This window comes from Apibacter sp. B2966, assembly GCF_011082485.1.
Classification (GTDB): Bacteria; Bacteroidota; Bacteroidia; order Flavobacteriales; family Weeksellaceae; genus Apibacter.
In genome coordinates, this window is sequence record NZ_CP049714.1 from 1,760,618 (window position 1) to 1,777,647 (window position 17,030).

Consider the following 17,030-nt stretch of genomic DNA (forward strand, 5'->3'; position numbering starts at 1 on the left):
GGTATAAAATGGGAAATCCTAAAGCATTTTTAACAATAAATAGAAAAGAGGCAGGGTATCGCCCTAGACATGAAAGAATTTCGGATTATGGAGAAGTAGAGCAGACATTAAATACAGAAGATAGATTCTTACAAGCATCTAGATGTATGGACTGCGGAGTTCCATTTTGTCAATACGGTTGTCCATTAGGAAATAAAATGCCCGAATGGCAAGATCTAATTTATAAAAGAAATTGGAAAAGGGCTGCTCGAAGTTTACAATCTACCAACGATTTTCCTGAATTTACAGGCAGAGTATGTCCGGCACCTTGCGAAAAAACTTGTGTATTGGCGATTGAAGATTCGCCTGTTACCATTAGAGAAAATGAGGCGGCCGTGATGGAACATGCCTATTCGGAGGGATTCATGAAGCCACAAATTCCAACTGCACGAACAGGAAAAAAAGTAGCTGTTATTGGATCAGGTCCTGCAGGAATGGCAGTAGCCAATCAACTCAATAAAAAAGGACATACTGTAACAGTTTATGAAAAAGATACGAGCATAGGCGGATTGCTTCGTTATGGTATTCCCGATTTTAAATTAAACAAAAATGTAGTTCAAAGACGTGTTGATTTGATGAAGGAGGAGGGCATTGGATTTATAGTCAATACTGAAGTGGGCAAAGATATAAAAGGAAGAGAGATTTTAAAAAATTACGATGCCGTTTGTATAGCCATCGGGTCTCAGTCGCCCAGAGATTTGAAAATTGAGGGAAGGGAACTCAAAGGAGTTCATTATGCAATGGAATATTTAAAAATGCAAAACAAGATCGTTGCTAAAGAAACCATTTCCGAAGAAGAATTTATTAACGCAAAAGGAAAAAATGTTTTGGTAATCGGAGGAGGAGATACCGGTTCCGATTGTATAGGAACGGCTAATCGACAAGGAGCTGCTAATATTATACAAATTGAAATACTATCTAAGCCTAAAGAATTAAAAGAAGTTGAAAACCGATGGCCCGTTCCTTTTCCGGTCTATTTAAAAACTTCTTCTTCACATTTAGAAGGATGTGAACGAAGATGGTCGTTACATACCAAAAGATTTATCGGAGAAGATGGACAATTAACCGGAGTGGAAGTAGTAGAAGTTGAATGGGAAAAAGATTCATCAGGTAAATTTACTATGAAAGAAGTGGGAGAACCCGAAATATTAAAAATTGACTTGGCTTTTTTGGCCCTTGGATTTGTCAATCCCATTCAAGAAGGTTTTTTAGAAGAAATGGAGATCATCATGAATGAAAGAAAAAATATTCATACCGATGAAACAAGAAAGACCAATGTGGATAAAATTTTTGCAGCAGGAGATTGTGTGAGCGGACAATCTTTGGTGGTGACAAGCATCGCTTCCGGAAGAAAAACGGCTAGGCATATAGATGAATTTTTAAGAAACTAGTATATTTTTTAATCTTGGAATAAACTGATAGTTTTATAAAACTATCAGTTCTTTTTTATTATAATACTAACTAAATACATGAAAAACAAAAATTTAAAATATCATATTTTAGCTATAATAACGATTTGTATATGGGGTACTACCTTTATTTCAACCAAAGTATTAATGAATGACGGATTAAGTCCGGTAGAGATCTTTTTATACCGTTTTTTATTAGCTTATATATGTATATGGTTTTTTTCTCCTAAGGTAATTTTTTCAAAAAATTATAAAGATGAATTTCTGTTCTTGTTAATCGGGTTATTTGGAGGAACAATATACTTTATAACAGAAAATATAGCTTTGAAGTTATCTTTAACTTCTAATGTATCATTAATATTGTCTACTAATCCCATAGTAACCGCTTTTTTTACTATACTAATAAATAAAAAAGAAAAAGTAACCAAAAATTTAGTATATGGTTCTTTATTAGCTTTATTTGGAGTTTTTTTAATAATATTTAATGGTAATTTCATACTCGAGATAAACTTTTGGGGAGATTTATTGGCTTTAACGGCAGTACTTTCTTGGACAATCTATACCTTAATTTTAAATAAGCTCAGTAATACCTATTCCATACTTTTTATAACCCGTAAATTATTTTTTTATGGAATAGTAACTATAATACCTTTTATTTTAATAGCACCTTTCAAATTTCAAAAAGATGTATTGCTAACACCTACGGTAATTTTTAATCTTTTATTTTTAGGAATTATAGCATCTATGGTATGTTTTTTTACCTGGAATTTATCAATAAAGAAAATAGGAATTATAAAAACAACCAATTATATCTACTTTGTACCGTTGATAGCAATCATTTCAGCATCAATTATTTTAAAGGAAAGTATAACGATGATTACTTTTCTAGGTACCGTATGTATTTTATCGGGGGTGTATGTATCAGAGAACGGAGTAACAATTAAAAGAAAATAAAATATAATAATTAAGTAAAATGTTTACAAAGAAATTTGAAAAAATACTTAGAATTACCTGGTTTATTGTTGCGTTTTTTTTAACCATATACTTGGGATATGCTATGTGGAAAGACAATGCTGAAACACTTTCCCATATACTAATTTTTACCGTAACCGCTTTGCTTGGTTATGTTTGTGTTAACGTGTTAGTATATAGATCGCCGATAGTATCCAATTTATTGGGAATGTCGGCAAATATTGGCGAGATATATACCCATCTGTTATTTGGAAATGTTGGTATGGCATGTAGCAATCTATATTATTTTATAACTCATATTTTCGGGCTGATTCTATGGACTAAGAAAAAAAATCAAGATCAAGAAGGAAAAATCAAAGTATCAAAAATGAATCAAAAAGCCTTAATATGTACGATCTTATTCTGTATAATAGGAATAATTCTTATGTTTTTCTTGGGTGATTATTTTTTTAAAAAAGATTCTTCTCCTTACATACTTTTACTTAATTGTATTGCTTTTATGATAGGAGTGTCTGCTCAATTTACTATGATCATGAGACAACCTTTTTCCTGGGTTTTGTGGAGTGTTAGTAATTTAGTTTGGTTATCATTAAATCTGATTTCGCATAATTATATTTTTGCTGTTCAATCCATATTATATGAAATAAATGCGCTCGTAGGAATATATAAATGGTATACCAATTCTGATAAATAATGCAGCAGATTAAAAAAATAATTATTAGGTAAGTAAACTTCGTATTTAAGTTAAACTTTCTTCAAAACTTAATTATATATTAATGCTTGTTAGCGAGTTGTCCACAGGCTGCATCAATATCATCCCCTCTACTTTTTCTTATTTTAACAATGATATTTTCTTGTTCCAAAGCAGTTACATAGTTTTGAATTATGTTTGAATTGGCTTGAGAGTATTTTCCACCTTCTATGGAATTGTATTGTATTAAATTAACTTTTGACGGTATTGATTTACAGAATTTTATTAATGCTCTTATATCTTCATTGCCGTCATTAATTCCTTTCCAAATAATGTATTCCAGTGTAATTCTACTTTTAGTTTTCTGATACCAATAGGATAGGGATTCCATTATACTTGTTAGAGGAAATTTAACACTAAATGGCATTAATTGATTGCGTTTTTCCTCAATGGCTGAATGTAAGGATAAGGCTAATTTAACTTTTAAATTTTCATCTGCTAGTTTTTCAATCAGTTTAGGAATTCCGGAAGTAGAAACGGTAATTCTTCTGGGAGACATTCCTAATCCTTTGTCCTCCGTGATCTTTCGGATTGCATCCGTTACAGAAGAATAATTGAGTAAAGGTTCTCCCATTCCCATAAATACTATATTGGAAAGAGGCTTTTGATGATATTCTCTGCTTTGTTTATCAATTAAGGTTACCTGATCTACGATTTCTGCGGCAGTTAAATTTCTCATTCGTGTTAATTGTGCCGTAGCGCAAAAAGTGCAATCCAAACTGCATCCAACTTGCGAAGAAACACAAGCCGTAGTCCGTTTAGTGGTAGGAATCAGAACCGATTCCACAACATTTCCGTCGTGTAATTTTACGGCATTTTTAATAGTTCCGTCGATAGATCTTTGCATGACGTGGATCTCTGCCGGCTTGATCGAGAAATGATTTTCTAAATTTTCACGTAAAGATTTGGAAAGATTGGTCATCTCTGAAAGAGAATGAGCATTTTTATTCCAGAGCCATTCATAAACCTGTTTGGCTCGAAAAGGTTTTTCTCCTATTGAGGAAAAATAAGCCTCAAGTTCTTGTAAACTTAAGGCTCTTATATCTTTCTTATTTTGATTCAAAGTTACTATAATGCTATAATTAAATGATTAACATGGCATCTCCATAGGAGTAGAATTTATAATTTTCTTTAATAGCTTCTTTGTAAGCTTTCATAATTAAATCATATCCGGCAAAAGCTGAAACCATCATCATTAAAGTTGATTTAGGAGTGTGAAAGTTGGTAATCATGGAATCAGCAATACCAAAATCATAAGAAGGGAAAATAAATTTATTGGTCCATCCTTCGTATGGATTTAATCGTTTATTAGCAGAAACTGAAGTTTCAATAGCCCTCATGGAAGTTGTACCCACAGCACATACACGGTGTTTGGTCTCAATGGCATGATTTACTATTTTACAAGTTTTTTCTGAAATGGAAATTTGTTCACTTTCCATTTTATGTTTGGAAAGATCTTCCACTTCTACTGAAGCAAAAGTACCTAATCCTACATGTAAAGTAATTTCAGCAAATTCGATACCTTTAATTTCCAATCTTTTTAACAGATGTTTTGAAAAATGTAGTCCTGCCGTTGGAGCAGCAACTGCACCTTCTTCTTTTGCATAGATGGTTTGATATCTTTCAGCATCTTCTGAATCAGGTTTTCTTTTTATATATTTTGGAAGAGGAGTTTCTCCTAATTCTTTTAATTTTCTTCTGAATTCTTCATAAGAACCGTCAAATAAAAAACGTAAGGTTCTGCCTCGGGAAGTAGTATTATCTACAACTTCAGCCACTAGACTGTCATCTTCCGTAAAAAATAATTTATTTCCAATTCTTATTTTTCTTGCAGGATCTACCAATACATCCCAAATTCTTGACTCAGCATCCAGCTCTCTTAATAAAAAAACTTCTATTTGAGCTCCTGTTTTTTCTTTGTTACCATATAAACGAGCCGGAAATACTTTTGTATTATTTAAAATAAATACATCTCCTTCATCAAAATAATCAATGACATCTTTAAATAATTTATGTTCTATTTCTCCTGTATTTTTATGTACCACCATTAGCCTTGCCTCATCTCTGTTTTTGGAAGGTCTATCCGCAAGAAGTTCAGGAGGTAATTTAAAATCAAAATCTGAAGTTTTCATTATTAAAATTATGTTTAGATTACAAATATACAATAAGCATACCCCTAAAGTCAAGTATTTATTAATGTATGCTCTTTATCTAAAGGACTTTTTGGCAAGTTTTTTGAAAATATTAACTTAAATTATAAGTTTTATTGATAAAATAGTAAATGTTAATTATTTAGTCATGATCAAATAATATTTCTAGATTTTATTGGTAGCATATAATTTAAAAGTAAATTAATTTTTTTTAAAGTAAATTTCTTTCAAATAAATTTATACTTAGTTAGAGCAATAAGGGTGGAAATATTTCTACCCTTATTTTTTTAAAGAGTAAGTCTTTGTAACTCTTCTATGCTTCCATTAAATACATTGATGTCTACAAAATTTTGTGTAAATCCTTTGACAATCCCCTTTTCCGTAAATTGCCAAAAAATCCATTTTTGGTGCAAAGGACTTTCTATAGGGTTATAGTTTGCCGTCCATATAATGTATTCACTTAAATCAAGATCCGAAATATGATAGATAAAATATGAATCATTAGAATAAATAATGGGCTTCACATTATAGTTTTTTTCAACTAAGTTCAACCAATTGATAAGTCCTGATTTCAATAATTCCAACGATTGATTTTTGGGCAGATCTTCCACGTCAAGTACGGGAGGCAAATCACCTTTATCCAAAGTTACGGTTTTAATAAAGTTTTCTGCTTGTAGGGTAGAATTTCTGTTCACATCATAATAATGATATGCGCCTTTAAGTATTTTTTTTTTCGTAAGATTTTTCCAATTTTTTTTGAAAAAAGCATCCTGAGTAAAAGCCCCTCGGGTTGCTCTAACAAAAACAAAGGAAACAGGAATATCTTTATGAATGTCTTGCACGCTATCCCAAAGTATTTTACCTTGATGTTGACTTATATCCAACCCGAAAGCATAATTTTTATATTTTTTAAAAACAGCCTGAATCTTTTCGGCTTCAGAAATTTTAATGCTCTTTTGAAAATTTGCATTTCCGAATTCACCAATAGCTAATTTTTCTTTTATAATGTAATAATACATAATGAGTGAAGTTCTAAAAAAGAAAAGCACAGATAAAAAAATAATAAAACCCGTTAGCCAATAATAGAGCTTATAGGGAATTTCCTTTTTACTGTTTTTCTTGTTTATCCTTCCTTTCATGAAAATATAAAAAAATAGTAGTTGGTTAATTATGAATAATTTAGTTCATTTGAAATAAGATTATTCAAATTTAAAAAAACTATAAATATCAATGAAGACTTAGTTGTTATTTAAGCCAATGGATATTGTAAATGCTACATGAATTTAAAAAATGTTTAGGTAAATTGTGCTTTCCCGAATGATTTTTTAAGCAAATTAAGCTCTTAAAAATTCATATTTTTAAACCCTATAGTTTTTATGATACTATTTTTTAAACAAAATGTATATTTTAGCGGAATGATAAAGGCATTTTTTTTCGAGGTAGAAGAAAGTAATTAGTTTATTCTTTTATATCGAGAAAATTCTTTACTAACGTTTTAGCTTTATTTTGAGCTTTTTCCAAATTATCATTAATAATAACAGCGTCAAAATCTTTGGCAAAAGAAAGCTCTTCATCCGCTTTTTGAATTCTGGTTAATAGCGATTCTAAATTTTCAGTATTTCTATTTTTCAATCGTTCTTCAAGATCTTTTAAAGAAGGAGGTGCTATAAAAATTGCCAATGCTCTATCTTTAAATTGTTTTTTAAGATTTAGTCCACCCCTTACATCAATATCGAAAATAACATGCTTCCCTTGGTTCCATAATCTTTCTATCTCTGAATGAAGAGTTCCGTAATATCGTCCTTTATAAACCTCTTCATATTCAATAAATTCATTATTTTTTATTTTTTCCTGAAATTGTTCTTCAGTTAGAAAATAATAATCTTTTCCGTCAACTTCATTTTCTCTTTTAGGACGTGTTGTACAGGAAATAGAGAATGAAATTTCAGGAAATATGGATAAAAGATATTGAACAATGGTTGTTTTTCCGGCACCTGAAGGAGCAGAAAAAATAATTAATTTGCCTTCCATAGGCTTTCCCGGAAGCAATTCTTTAAGTTGAAACGTATCATTTCCCGGTTTTTGATAGATTAACCCCATGAATTAATTATAAAACGTTATTAGTTTGTTCTTTTATTTTTTCAAGTTCGTCTTTCATTAGTACGACTAATTTTTGAATTTCAGAATGATTGGCTTTAGAACCAATGGTATTGATCTCTCTTCCCATTTCTTGGGCAATAAAACCTAATTTTTTTCCGGCTTGATCTTCTTCTTCAATTACTTTAAAAAAATATTCACAATGTTGTTTTAAGCGTACTTTTTCTTCATTAATATCTAATTTCTCAATATAATATACAAGTTCTTGGTGAAAACGCTGTTCATCAAATTGGACTTTCAATTCAGATAATTGTTTTTCTAATTTCTGCCTTACGGATTCCACTCTTTCTTGTTCGTATTTTTCAATTTCAGATAATGAAATGAGAATATTTTGAGTGTATTTTTTTAAAACGTTTTCTAAAGACTTTCCTTCTTCTGCTCTAAAATCGTTTACTTTTTCAATAGAAGCGTTTAGACATTCTAAAACCAAAATCCATTCATCATCACTAATTTCAATTTCTTGATTAGTAAATACTTCAGGCATTCTTATAGCCATCTTAAGGAAATCCAAGGGTGTGCCTTCTATTTGTAATTCTTCCAAATTGGAAATATAATTTTTAACAGCATTTACATTGATTCGAGAATTATTTTCTGCACCTAAATTTTCAATAACTATAGAAAAATCTATTTTTCCTCTTACTAATTTATTTCCGATAATTTTTCTTAATTCCAGCTCTTTATTTCTATATCTAGGCGATATCCTTACAAATAAATCAAGAGATTTACTGTTAAGGGTTTTAATTTCAATTGAAATTTTTAAATTTTCTGTATTGACTTCTGACTTACCATAGCCAGTCATTGATTGTAACATAGTTAATAAAAATATGGTTATAACTAAGCGTAGTTAATTTAAATGTAGTTTGCAATTAAAAGAACTGCAAAATTAACCTTTTTTTAATTCAATTATAGTTATTTCCGGCCAAATTCCTACTCTTCCCGGAAATCCTATAAAACCAAATCCACGGTTTACATAAAGGTATTTATCCTTTTCTTGATATAAATCCGCCCATTTAGGGTATCTATATTTGATAGGAGACCATTTTATAACGCCGGGAATTTCTATTCCAAACTGCATTCCGTGAGTATGGCCTGATAAGGTAAGATGCATTTTCTTTGAGAAATTTTTTACAATAGCATCAAAATGGGAGGGATCATGTGATAATAAAATATTGAATTCACCATCTTTAATGTTTTGAGAAGCAATTTCTATATCTCCATCTTTAGGAAAATGTCCTGCTCCCCAATTTTTAACTCCCACAATGTTGATGAATTGGTTATCTTTATAAAGTCTTATAGATTCATTTCTTAATAATTTCCAATCAATGGATTTATGATATTCGTTTAATTGATCAATATTTTTTTGTTGAGCAATTTCATTCTTTCCAAAAACATAAACCCCATAATCATGATTACCCAAAATAGAATATTTACCGTCTTTTGCTTTTATGGTTTTTAACAAAGGAAGCCACGGTTCCATTTCATCCGCCAGATTATTAACAGAATCTCCGGTAAAGACAAACAAATCTGCATTTTGATCATTTAGAAGTTTTATCCCTCTGGCAACCTTATCGAAATCCTTAGTATTAAAACTTCCCAAATGTATGTCTGAAAGTTGAGCGATTCTATACCCGTCAAAATTTTCGGGTAGATCATGGAATTTTAGGGTAACTTTTCTTACTCTAAAATCAAATTTACCCCAAACAATACCTTCAATAATAGATAAAAAAGGAATACTTGCAAGTCCTAAACCAATAGCACTTATAGCCTTTCTTCTTTCAGGTAAATATGCGTCATTTGCAGATGGTTTTGATGTAACTTTTCTAACTAAAAAAGTCAGCATTCTTATGAGGTCCTCAAAAATGATCGTTATTGCCAAAACAAATTTCGGAACGAAAACAATCATAAAAAAACCTAATAAAAAATGAACTTGCCCTTTGTTATTTCTATCAATAAAAATGGACCAAATAAGAATAATCAATAAAGCACTAATTGAAAAACCTAACCAGTATTTTCTAAAAAGTTTATTAGTTGTCAATACTTTAATAGCTTGATAGCAATAATATTCAACAATTAATGATACAATAAATAATATTCCTATTAAAGTGCCCAATGTATTTTTGAATTTTCAGTAATTAAATTTTATGGCATTCTATACAAAATTGCATTGATATTCATCCCTGCACCTACTGAGGCAAATATGACCAAATCATTGGATTTTAAAGTTTGGTTTAAAAAGTTACCTTTAACCATCATGTCATACATCGTGGGTATGGTTGCTACAGAAGAATTACCGAATTTTTGAATAGTCATGGGAGCAATTCCTTCCGGAATATCGGTTACCTTTAATTTATATAATTTGAAAACTCTTTCTAATATAGCATGATCCATTTTTGCATTCGCTTGATGGATAAGAACCTTATTTATATCGGATATGGTGTATCCGGCATCATCGATCACTTTTTTTACGACTTGAGGAACGTAAGTTAGGGCATATTCATATACTTTTCTTCCTTTCATTCGGATGTTAGCTTTCGATCCGACATAATTAGGATTTAAAGAGGAGTCTGTAGCAATATAAGATACTTCTTCTCCATTATCGCTTCTGGTATAATGATGAAGAATACCTACCGGTTTATCGGTTTCTCTGGATTCAAGTATTACACCTGCTGCTCCATCAGAAAAAATCATACAATTTCTGTCATAAGGATCAACAGTTCTGGAAAGAGTTTCAGAACCTATAACCAATATTTTCTTAGCCACTTTAGCTTTTAATAATTGGTCGGCTAAAATCATCCCTTCATTCCATCCCGGACATCCAAAATTCATATCATATGGCTTACACAAAATATTTTTGATACCAATCTTTTTCTTGGTTAAAGCAGCTATGGAAGGCATAATTCTTACTTGTCTTTCATTAGCATCGATATCTCCAAAATTGTGAGCTACGATAACATAATCGAGTTCTTCCTTATCTATTCCTGCATTTTCAATTGCTAATCTACCTACTTCTGCTGCCAAATCAGAATTCATCACATTGTCGTCGTCAACGTAACGTCTTTCAGTTATTTCAGTGATATCTGCAAATTTTTTAATAATTTCTGGAGTCGGTTTCGTTATGGGTTCCCTGTTTTCATCATAAAAAGTAATTCCTTCAAAATTGCTATTTGGAACGACTTTCTTAGGTAAGTACGATCCAGAGCCAGTTATAATACTTTGCAACATATTAAATTTGTGATATTATTCTTGATAATAATTTGACAAATTTATGTAATAATTACTAAAAAATCTATTATATTGTTACCTTTGTGCATCAAAGTAAGGTTATATGCTGAATAAAAATTCCTTACAAGGATTATTGATAGCGTTATTTATAGGATTAATTTCATTTTTTATATACAAGTTTTATATTGAAAAGAATGATGAATTTTTGTTGGATAATCCCAACAAGGAAGAAATTAAAGTACTTGTAAATGGAAAAAGTTATTTACTCGCGGGAGGACAATCTCTTTCAATTCCTGTTAATTCGGGTAAGAATACAATCTCATGTCAAAATAAACAGGGGAATATTATTTTAAAAGATACTTTTTTTGTAATAACTAAAAATAAAAGAGGTCTTATTAATCCATCTTTAGCAACCTATTTCACTTTTAAAAGATATTACGGTCATATAAAAAACAGAGATTCCATATATCGAGCCCATCGGAAAAATATCAATGGAAAAGAGTTTATAGGTGAAATTGGCGAATACAACCAATTAGTAATACAAGATTTCTATTATAATATTAATCAAAATTTTCCTAAAATAATAAATAAAGTAGATTCCATAGAATCAAGGATTAAATTATTCAGAAAAAACCAATTTTTAGAGTTTTATCGGTCTACATTTGAATAAAACAGTTACTTTTGTAAGTTGAGAACAGCAAATTAATAATATGCCAAATATTGTAAAGCCATATAACGAAACAGAAAGTAAAAAGAAACAGGTTGAACAGATGTTTGATAATATATCTGAAAATTATGACTTCTTAAACAGATTGTTATCTTTTAACATTGATATTTATTGGCGGAATCAATTAGAAAAAAAAGTGGTGGCATATAACCCCGAAAAAATATTAGATGTTGCTACAGGAACGGCTGATTTGGCAATTGAACATGCTAAAAAAACAAAAGCTTCAATTACCGGTTTAGACTTGTCCCAAAAAATGTTGGATTACGGCCAAGCTAAAATAAATAAAAAAGGGCTGAAAGACAGAATAAAATTAGTTAAAGGAGACGCTGAAAATTTACCTTTTCAAGAAGGAGAATTTGATATTGTAACAGTATCCTTCGGAGTTCGTAATTTCGAAAATTTAGAAAAAGGTATTTCTGAAATGGGAAGAGTACTTAAAAAGGGAGGAAAATTGTTAATCTTAGAATTTTCAAAACCCGGTGGTTTTTTTGCTCCTTTTTTTATGTTCTATTTTAAAAATATATTACCCGGCATAGGAAAAATAATTTCAGGAGATTCACGAGCGTATACATATTTACCCAATTCCGTTGATGCTATGCCCTATGGGGAAAATATGAAAAACTTGATCCTTAAAAATGGATTTAAGGAGGCAAGCTTTAGAAGATTGACATTTGGAGTAGCTACTGTCTATGAGGGAATAAAATAAATAAATAAAAAAATCGTTTTCTCTACTATGAAGAAATTAGTCATAGTTTTATTATTAATAGTAATACATTGTGGAGTTAATGCGCAGTTCCGTTCAAGAGACGTTATGGAAAGGTATACTGATTTTGATGATCAGGAATTTTCCTGGGGGTATTATTTAGCAATGAATTATTTTGATTTAAAAATTCATCCCAACAAAGAAGGTTTAGAACATACCGGCAGATATTTGGTTGATGTGGATTCTAAAGGAGGATTTACTGTAGGCTTAATTGGTAAAATGAAAGTTCATGACTACGTTGATTTGAGGTTAGAACCGGCTATGCACTTCACACAACGCGATTTAATTTTTAATAATGTTCAAAAGATCATCGATGAAGAAATTGCCAATGGTCTGGAAACTACTTACACAGAACAAGATGTCAAACGAAATGTAAAATCTACATATTTAGATTTTCCTTTATTTTTAAATTTTCACGGGGACCGATGGTATAATTCCAGACCTTATGTACAGGCCGGTTTAAGTTGGTTAATAAACTTACAAAGTAATGAGAAAAAAGAAAAGGATAATACCGATCAAATCTTCCGAATGAAAACTAATAACTTTTCTTATCAATTAGAAGCCGGTATAGAGCTTTACTTTAAGCGATTTAAAATGACTCCGTCAGTAAGGGGAATATTCTTTTTCAATAATGAACTGGTTGCAGATAATCCGGGAACTCCTCCGTACTGGGCAGGTGCATTAAAGTCGATACATACCAGAGCTGTCGTCTTTTCAATTAAATTCGAATAATTATTTTTAAATCTTTTTATTACTACTTTTGTTATAGTAAATAATTTAAATTTTTAGTTATTTTTGGTCTGCTGATACTTCTTTTCTATAAATTTATCGGCATATGATAAACTAAAAGTTAAAATGGAGTTATTTCAATTTATCAACAACTTGTTGAAATAATTCAGTATAATTAACTTAAAAACATCATATAAAATTTTAAATTTTACTGCAGGGATTTGTTATTTAAAACAATGTTGGTGAAATTTTGTTGGATAAACTATTATATTAGGATATTAACTTTTTTAAAAAAGAATTTCATATATTTGCAAGAGAGTTAGAATAGTAAATTTTTCGTTCTAATATGGAAGAGATTATTCAGGGAATTAATGATTTGGAAAATAAGATTCTCGAATTAAAGAAGGAAAATGAAGAATTGAAAAGAAAAAATGAATATCTAGAAAATTCTCTTTTAAAAAATGAAGATAAATTTATTCAGAAAGAAAAACAATATAAAGAACTTGAAGAGCTTAATAAAAGATTGAAAGTTATTAATGCAATTTCGGGAAGTGGAGAATATAAGAAGTTGATGAAATTGCAGATGAATAGAATGATTAAAGAAATAGATGCATGTATTTCAGAATTGCAGAATTCATAAATAAAAATGTCTCAAAAAGTAAATATACGAGTAGCGGGAAGAAATTACCCCCTAGTAGTACAAAGTGAGGAAGAAGAGATATTACGAATTGCTGCAAAAAAAATAGAAAAATACATTAATACTTTTGAAAAAAACTATAACATTTCTGAAAAACAAGATGCTTTAGCTATGGCGGCTTTACAACTAGCTTCAGAATTAGAAAACATTTTAAGGGAAAAATCACATGAACAAAATGAAATTTTGCTTAAAATAAAAAAAATAAAAAAATTGTTATAGATAAAGTAACGCATTTCCAAATAGATCATAGAATTTAAAATTAAATGTAGAACAAAGATATAACCTACATTGATTCTAACTCAATTTAGTAAACTCAACACGAATTGACTGACTGAGTGATTGTTTTTTTTAATGGCGGGCTGCCTCTCATCTTCTCAGATGATTTGATAGAAATATCAACAGCAGATTACAGAGAAAAAAACATAGCTTGAATCCTGTTTATTGGAGTTTACTTAAATCAAAGTTTAATAGGATTGATGTAGGTTTTTTTATATAAATTAATTGTATGAATGTAACGATAATATTTGAGTTAATCGCCACCCTTTTTATTGGGGGATTTATAGGATACTTCTTATCGAAAAGTTCTCTAAATAAATATAGAGAAAATAAATTAAAAGAAGCAGAAGACAAAGCTGCTGCGATCTTAAAGGAAGGAGAGCTTAAGGCCGAAAACATTAAGCAGGAAAAAATGCTTCAAGCAAAAGAAAAATTCTTAGAATTAAAATTACAACACGAAGAGCAAATTAATCAAAGAGAAAAGAAAATGCTTGAAGTGGAAAAAAGAATTAAAGACAAAGAAACGAAGCTGAATGACGAATTGCATCAGAATAATATTCAGAAAAAGCAATTAGATCAAGCCATAAATGATAATCAGATTAAAGCGGAAACGCTAACTAAAAAACAAGCTGAATTAAATCAAATGCACGAACAGCAGGTAGAAATATTAGAAAAAATTTCAGGATATTCTGCTGAAGATGCAAAAGCTGAATTGGTGGAAGCATTAAAGCAGGAAGCAAGATCCAGAGCTCAAGCTCAAATCCAAGCCATTGTTGAAGAAGCGCAGCTGAATGCAAAGGCAGAAGCCAAAAAAATTATAGTACAAACCATTCAAAGGGTAGGTACTGAACAAGCAATTGAAAATTCGGTATCTGTTTTTAATATAGAATCAGATGAAATAAAAGGTAGGATTATAGGAAGAGAAGGGCGTAATATTCGGGCTTTAGAAGCAGTTACAGGGGTTGAAATTATTGTTGATGATACTCCTGAAGCAATATTACTTTCTTGTTTTGATCCGGTTAGGAGAGAAGTAGCCAGATTATCTTTACATAGATTGGTAACCGACGGAAGAATCCATCCGGCAAGAATTGAAGAAATTGTAGCTAAAACCCAGCAACAGATAGAAGAAGAAATTATTGAGATCGGTAAAAAGACCATTATCGATTTAGGAATTCATGGATTACATCCTGAATTAGTAAAAATGGTCGGTAGAATGAAATATCGTTCTTCCTACGGACAAAACCTTTTACAGCACTCAAGAGAGGTTGCTAATATAGCAGGAATTTTAGCTTCCGAACTTGGGCTTAATCCAAAAATTGCAAAACGTGCCGGATTATTGCATGATATTGGAAAAGTTCCTGAAGAAGAATCCGAGTATCCTCATGCAATATTAGGAATGCAATGGGCGGAAAAATATGGAGAAAATCAAACCGTTGTTAATGCCATAGGTGCCCACCATGATGAAATTGAAATGAAAAGTTTGATTGCGCCTATTATTCAAGTAGCTGATGCAATTAGCGGTGCAAGACCGGGAGCAAGGAGACAAGTAGTAGAATCATATATTCAAAGATTGAGAGACCTAGAAAATGTAGCATTAAGTTTTGATGGCGTTAATACAGCTTATGCAATTCAAGCCGGTAGAGAATTACGCGTAATGGTTCAAAGTGAAAAAATAGATGATCAGAAAGCGTCACAATTGTCTTTTGAAATAAGTGAAAAAATTCAAAATGAATTAACGTATCCGGGACAGGTTAAAGTAACTGTTATTCGAGAAACGAGAGCAGTTAATATAGCCAGGTAGACAGTTTACCTAATAGATAAAAATAAAAAAACTTTAAAATTAATTTTAAAGTTTTTTTTATTTTAGATTATAACAATATTTAAATTTATACTTCTCCTTCTTCGGGAAGATCTTCATCAACAGTAATATCAATACCCTCAATTTTTGTTTTTTGAAGGGCATTTGATTTTAATTTCACATATTCTCTTCTAGTTTTATAAATTTTTATAGCATCAAAAATTGCCTGTTCAAATGATTTTGCATCCGCAATTCCTTGTCCGGCTATCGAATAAGCTGCTCCATGATTGGGTTCAGTATGAACAACAGATAATCCACCGGTAAAATTTACGCCGTATTCATAAGCTAGAGTTTTAAAAGGAATAAGCCCTTGATCGTGATACATTGCTAATATTCCATCAAAAGAAGTATAAATACTAGGCGAGAAGAAACTATCAGCAGAGTAAGGACCAAAGGAGAGAATGCCTCGATCAAAAGATTCTTTAACCGCCGGCTCAATACAATTAATTTCTTCTCTTCCCAATAAACCATTTTCTCCTGCATGTGGATTTAATCCTAAAACCGCAATTTTAGGTTTTTCAATACAGAAGTCTTGAATTAAAGTGGTATGTAAAGCTTTAATTTGTTTTTTAATTAACTCTTTACTTAATAGTTCAGAAACTTTGGATATTGGAGTATTAAACGTGGCAAACGCAATCCTTAAATCGTTGTTTTCTAAAAGTAAATGGGCTTTCTCCTTAAGAGTATTTTCAAGATATTCCGTATGATTTAAAAAATTTAATCCTTGGGTTTGCATGCTTTCCCAATTTAGAGGAGCAGTAACCAAAACATCCACCGAACCTTGTTTTAAAGCGTCAACAGCAGCTAATAAAGAATTTTTAGCTATTTTGGCACTTTCTTCGGTAGAATTGCCAAAACTAATAGAAACATTTTCTTTCCATAAATTCACAACGTTTATTTTTCCGGGAATAGCTTCTTCAGCTTTGAATATTCCTTGAAAATAGATAGAATTTAATCCGAAAATATTTTTTTGATAGGATAATAATTTAGTAGATGCAAAAATAACCGGTGTAAAGAAATCTAAGATTTCTTTATTTTGAAGGGTTTTCAATATTACTTCAATTCCTATACCGTTAGGGTCTCCTATACTAATTCCTATTTTTAGCTTATTATTTTTAACGCTCATATATGAACTGTGAAATTTATTATAACAAAAGTAGAAAAAAATATATACTTAATTTATAATAATTTAATAAAATAGAAATATTGCTATATGAAATAAAGCTTTTTAATTTATAAATCAACAATAATTATAAATTAAAAAAAAAATATTAAAGAGT

The 17,030-nt window shown here is 30.5% G+C and carries 17 protein-coding genes; 9 read left to right on the top strand and 8 right to left on the bottom strand.

Features of this window, described 5'->3' with window-relative positions; genetic code table 11:
• Nucleotides 1-8 precede the first annotated feature (8 nt).
• From G8C43_RS07610 to pnuC, 3 genes are all read left to right on the top strand, one after another.
• Nucleotides 9-1,430 carry a glutamate synthase subunit beta gene (locus G8C43_RS07610; protein ID WP_166005220.1) on the top strand — a complete coding sequence of 474 codons (1,422 nt, stop codon included), beginning with the start codon at nt 9-11 and terminating at the stop codon, nt 1,428-1,430.
• A gap of 78 nt (nt 1,431-1,508) precedes the next feature.
• The gene (locus tag G8C43_RS07615; protein WP_166005222.1) at nt 1,509-2,402 is read left to right on the top strand and encodes a DMT family transporter; all 894 of its coding nucleotides are present in this window, start codon (nt 1,509-1,511) and stop codon (nt 2,400-2,402) included.
• A 19-nt stretch (nt 2,403-2,421) separates the two neighbouring features.
• Nucleotides 2,422-3,114 carry a nicotinamide riboside transporter PnuC gene (gene pnuC / locus G8C43_RS07620; protein ID WP_166005224.1) on the top strand — a complete coding sequence of 231 codons (693 nt, stop codon included), beginning with the start codon at nt 2,422-2,424 and terminating at the stop codon, nt 3,112-3,114.
• A 79-nt stretch (nt 3,115-3,193) separates the two neighbouring features.
• Here the strand turns inward: pnuC and rlmN are convergent, their stop codons facing one another.
• The 7 genes from rlmN to G8C43_RS07655 form a co-directional block, all read right to left on the bottom strand.
• Entirely contained in the window at nt 3,194-4,234 is a 1,041-nt protein-coding gene (rlmN, locus tag G8C43_RS07625) for a 23S rRNA (adenine(2503)-C(2))-methyltransferase RlmN (protein WP_166005227.1), read from the bottom strand.
• Between the two features lie 19 nt (nt 4,235-4,253).
• On the bottom strand, nt 4,254-5,303 hold the full coding sequence (queA, locus tag G8C43_RS07630) for a tRNA preQ1(34) S-adenosylmethionine ribosyltransferase-isomerase QueA (RefSeq protein WP_105296330.1): 1,050 nt from the start codon (nt 5,301-5,303) through the stop codon (nt 4,254-4,256).
• A gap of 305 nt (nt 5,304-5,608) precedes the next feature.
• Nucleotides 5,609-6,460: a glycoside hydrolase family 25 protein gene (locus G8C43_RS07635; protein ID WP_166005229.1), complete on the bottom strand. Its 852-nt coding sequence runs from the start codon at nt 6,458-6,460 to the stop codon at nt 5,609-5,611.
• Between the two features lie 319 nt (nt 6,461-6,779).
• On the bottom strand, nt 6,780-7,421 hold the full coding sequence (gene gmk / locus G8C43_RS07640; protein WP_317164154.1) for a guanylate kinase: 642 nt from the start codon (nt 7,419-7,421) through the stop codon (nt 6,780-6,782).
• Between the two features lie 7 nt (nt 7,422-7,428).
• Nucleotides 7,429-8,289: a YicC family protein gene (locus G8C43_RS07645; protein WP_160557588.1), complete on the bottom strand. Its 861-nt coding sequence runs from the start codon at nt 8,287-8,289 to the stop codon at nt 7,429-7,431.
• Between the two features lie 72 nt (nt 8,290-8,361).
• The gene (locus G8C43_RS07650; RefSeq protein ID WP_166005230.1) at nt 8,362-9,588 is read right to left on the bottom strand and encodes a metallophosphoesterase; all 1,227 of its coding nucleotides are present in this window, start codon (nt 9,586-9,588) and stop codon (nt 8,362-8,364) included.
• A 29-nt stretch (nt 9,589-9,617) separates the two neighbouring features.
• Nucleotides 9,618-10,700, bottom strand: coding sequence for a 3-oxoacyl-ACP synthase III family protein (locus G8C43_RS07655; RefSeq protein ID WP_160565785.1), 1,083 nt, complete (start codon nt 10,698-10,700; stop codon nt 9,618-9,620).
• A 103-nt stretch (nt 10,701-10,803) separates the two neighbouring features.
• Between G8C43_RS07655 and G8C43_RS07660 the strand changes: the two genes are divergently transcribed.
• The 6 genes from G8C43_RS07660 to rny all read left to right on the top strand — a co-directional run bounded on the left by G8C43_RS07660 (nt 10,804) and on the right by rny (nt 15,693).
• A complete protein-coding gene (locus tag G8C43_RS07660) occupies nt 10,804-11,370 on the top strand; it encodes a hypothetical protein (RefSeq protein ID WP_166005233.1) in 567 nt (188 codons plus the stop codon).
• 40 nt (nt 11,371-11,410) lie between these two features.
• A complete protein-coding gene (gene ubiE, locus G8C43_RS07665) occupies nt 11,411-12,133 on the top strand; it encodes a bifunctional demethylmenaquinone methyltransferase/2-methoxy-6-polyprenyl-1,4-benzoquinol methylase UbiE (RefSeq protein ID WP_160565789.1) in 723 nt (240 codons plus the stop codon).
• Between the two features lie 27 nt (nt 12,134-12,160).
• Nucleotides 12,161-12,922, top strand: coding sequence for a porin family protein (locus tag G8C43_RS07670; protein ID WP_160542495.1), 762 nt, complete (start codon nt 12,161-12,163; stop codon nt 12,920-12,922).
• A 343-nt stretch (nt 12,923-13,265) separates the two neighbouring features.
• A complete protein-coding gene (locus G8C43_RS07675; protein ID WP_105296322.1) occupies nt 13,266-13,559 on the top strand; it encodes a hypothetical protein in 294 nt (97 codons plus the stop codon).
• A 6-nt stretch (nt 13,560-13,565) separates the two neighbouring features.
• Entirely contained in the window at nt 13,566-13,835 is a 270-nt protein-coding gene (locus tag G8C43_RS07680; RefSeq protein ID WP_166005235.1) for a cell division protein ZapA, read from the top strand.
• Nucleotides 13,836-14,121: 286 nt separating this feature from the next.
• Nucleotides 14,122-15,693: a ribonuclease Y gene (gene rny / locus G8C43_RS07685; RefSeq protein ID WP_105296320.1), complete on the top strand. Its 1,572-nt coding sequence runs from the start codon at nt 14,122-14,124 to the stop codon at nt 15,691-15,693.
• An 85-nt stretch (nt 15,694-15,778) separates the two neighbouring features.
• Here rny and pdxA read toward each other — a convergent pair whose 3' ends face one another.
• Complete coding sequence (gene pdxA / locus G8C43_RS07690; protein WP_166005237.1) at nt 15,779-16,876, bottom strand: 4-hydroxythreonine-4-phosphate dehydrogenase PdxA; 1,098 nt, start codon at nt 16,874-16,876, stop codon at nt 15,779-15,781.
• Nucleotides 16,877-17,030 lie beyond the last annotated feature (154 nt).

Excerpts from the sequence above, each read along its gene's own strand:
- G8C43_RS07610 (WP_166005220.1), top strand. The coding sequence starts at position 9 with ATGGGAAATCCTAAAGCATTTTTAACAATAAATAGAAAAGAGGCAGGG.
- G8C43_RS07615 (WP_166005222.1), top strand. The coding sequence starts at position 1,509 with ATGAAAAACAAAAATTTAAAATATCATATTTTAGCTATAATAACGATT.
- pnuC (WP_166005224.1), top strand. The coding sequence starts at position 2,422 with ATGTTTACAAAGAAATTTGAAAAAATACTTAGAATTACCTGGTTTATT.
- queA (WP_105296330.1), bottom strand. The coding sequence starts at position 5,303 with ATGAAAACTTCAGATTTTGATTTTAAATTACCTCCTGAACTTCTTGCG.
- G8C43_RS07635 (WP_166005229.1), bottom strand. The coding sequence starts at position 6,460 with ATGAAAGGAAGGATAAACAAGAAAAACAGTAAAAAGGAAATTCCCTAT.
- gmk (WP_317164154.1), bottom strand. The coding sequence starts at position 7,421 with ATGGGGTTAATCTATCAAAAACCGGGAAATGATACGTTTCAACTTAAA.
- G8C43_RS07645 (WP_160557588.1), bottom strand. The coding sequence starts at position 8,289 with ATGTTACAATCAATGACTGGCTATGGTAAGTCAGAAGTCAATACAGAA.
- G8C43_RS07655 (WP_160565785.1), bottom strand. The coding sequence starts at position 10,700 with ATGTTGCAAAGTATTATAACTGGCTCTGGATCGTACTTACCTAAGAAA.
- G8C43_RS07660 (WP_166005233.1), top strand. The coding sequence starts at position 10,804 with ATGCTGAATAAAAATTCCTTACAAGGATTATTGATAGCGTTATTTATA.
- ubiE (WP_160565789.1), top strand. The coding sequence starts at position 11,411 with ATGCCAAATATTGTAAAGCCATATAACGAAACAGAAAGTAAAAAGAAA.
- G8C43_RS07670 (WP_160542495.1), top strand. The coding sequence starts at position 12,161 with ATGAAGAAATTAGTCATAGTTTTATTATTAATAGTAATACATTGTGGA.
- G8C43_RS07675 (WP_105296322.1), top strand. The coding sequence starts at position 13,266 with ATGGAAGAGATTATTCAGGGAATTAATGATTTGGAAAATAAGATTCTC.
- G8C43_RS07680 (WP_166005235.1), top strand. The coding sequence starts at position 13,566 with ATGTCTCAAAAAGTAAATATACGAGTAGCGGGAAGAAATTACCCCCTA.
- rny (WP_105296320.1), top strand. The coding sequence starts at position 14,122 with ATGAATGTAACGATAATATTTGAGTTAATCGCCACCCTTTTTATTGGG.
- pdxA (WP_166005237.1), bottom strand. The coding sequence starts at position 16,876 with ATGAGCGTTAAAAATAATAAGCTAAAAATAGGAATTAGTATAGGAGAC.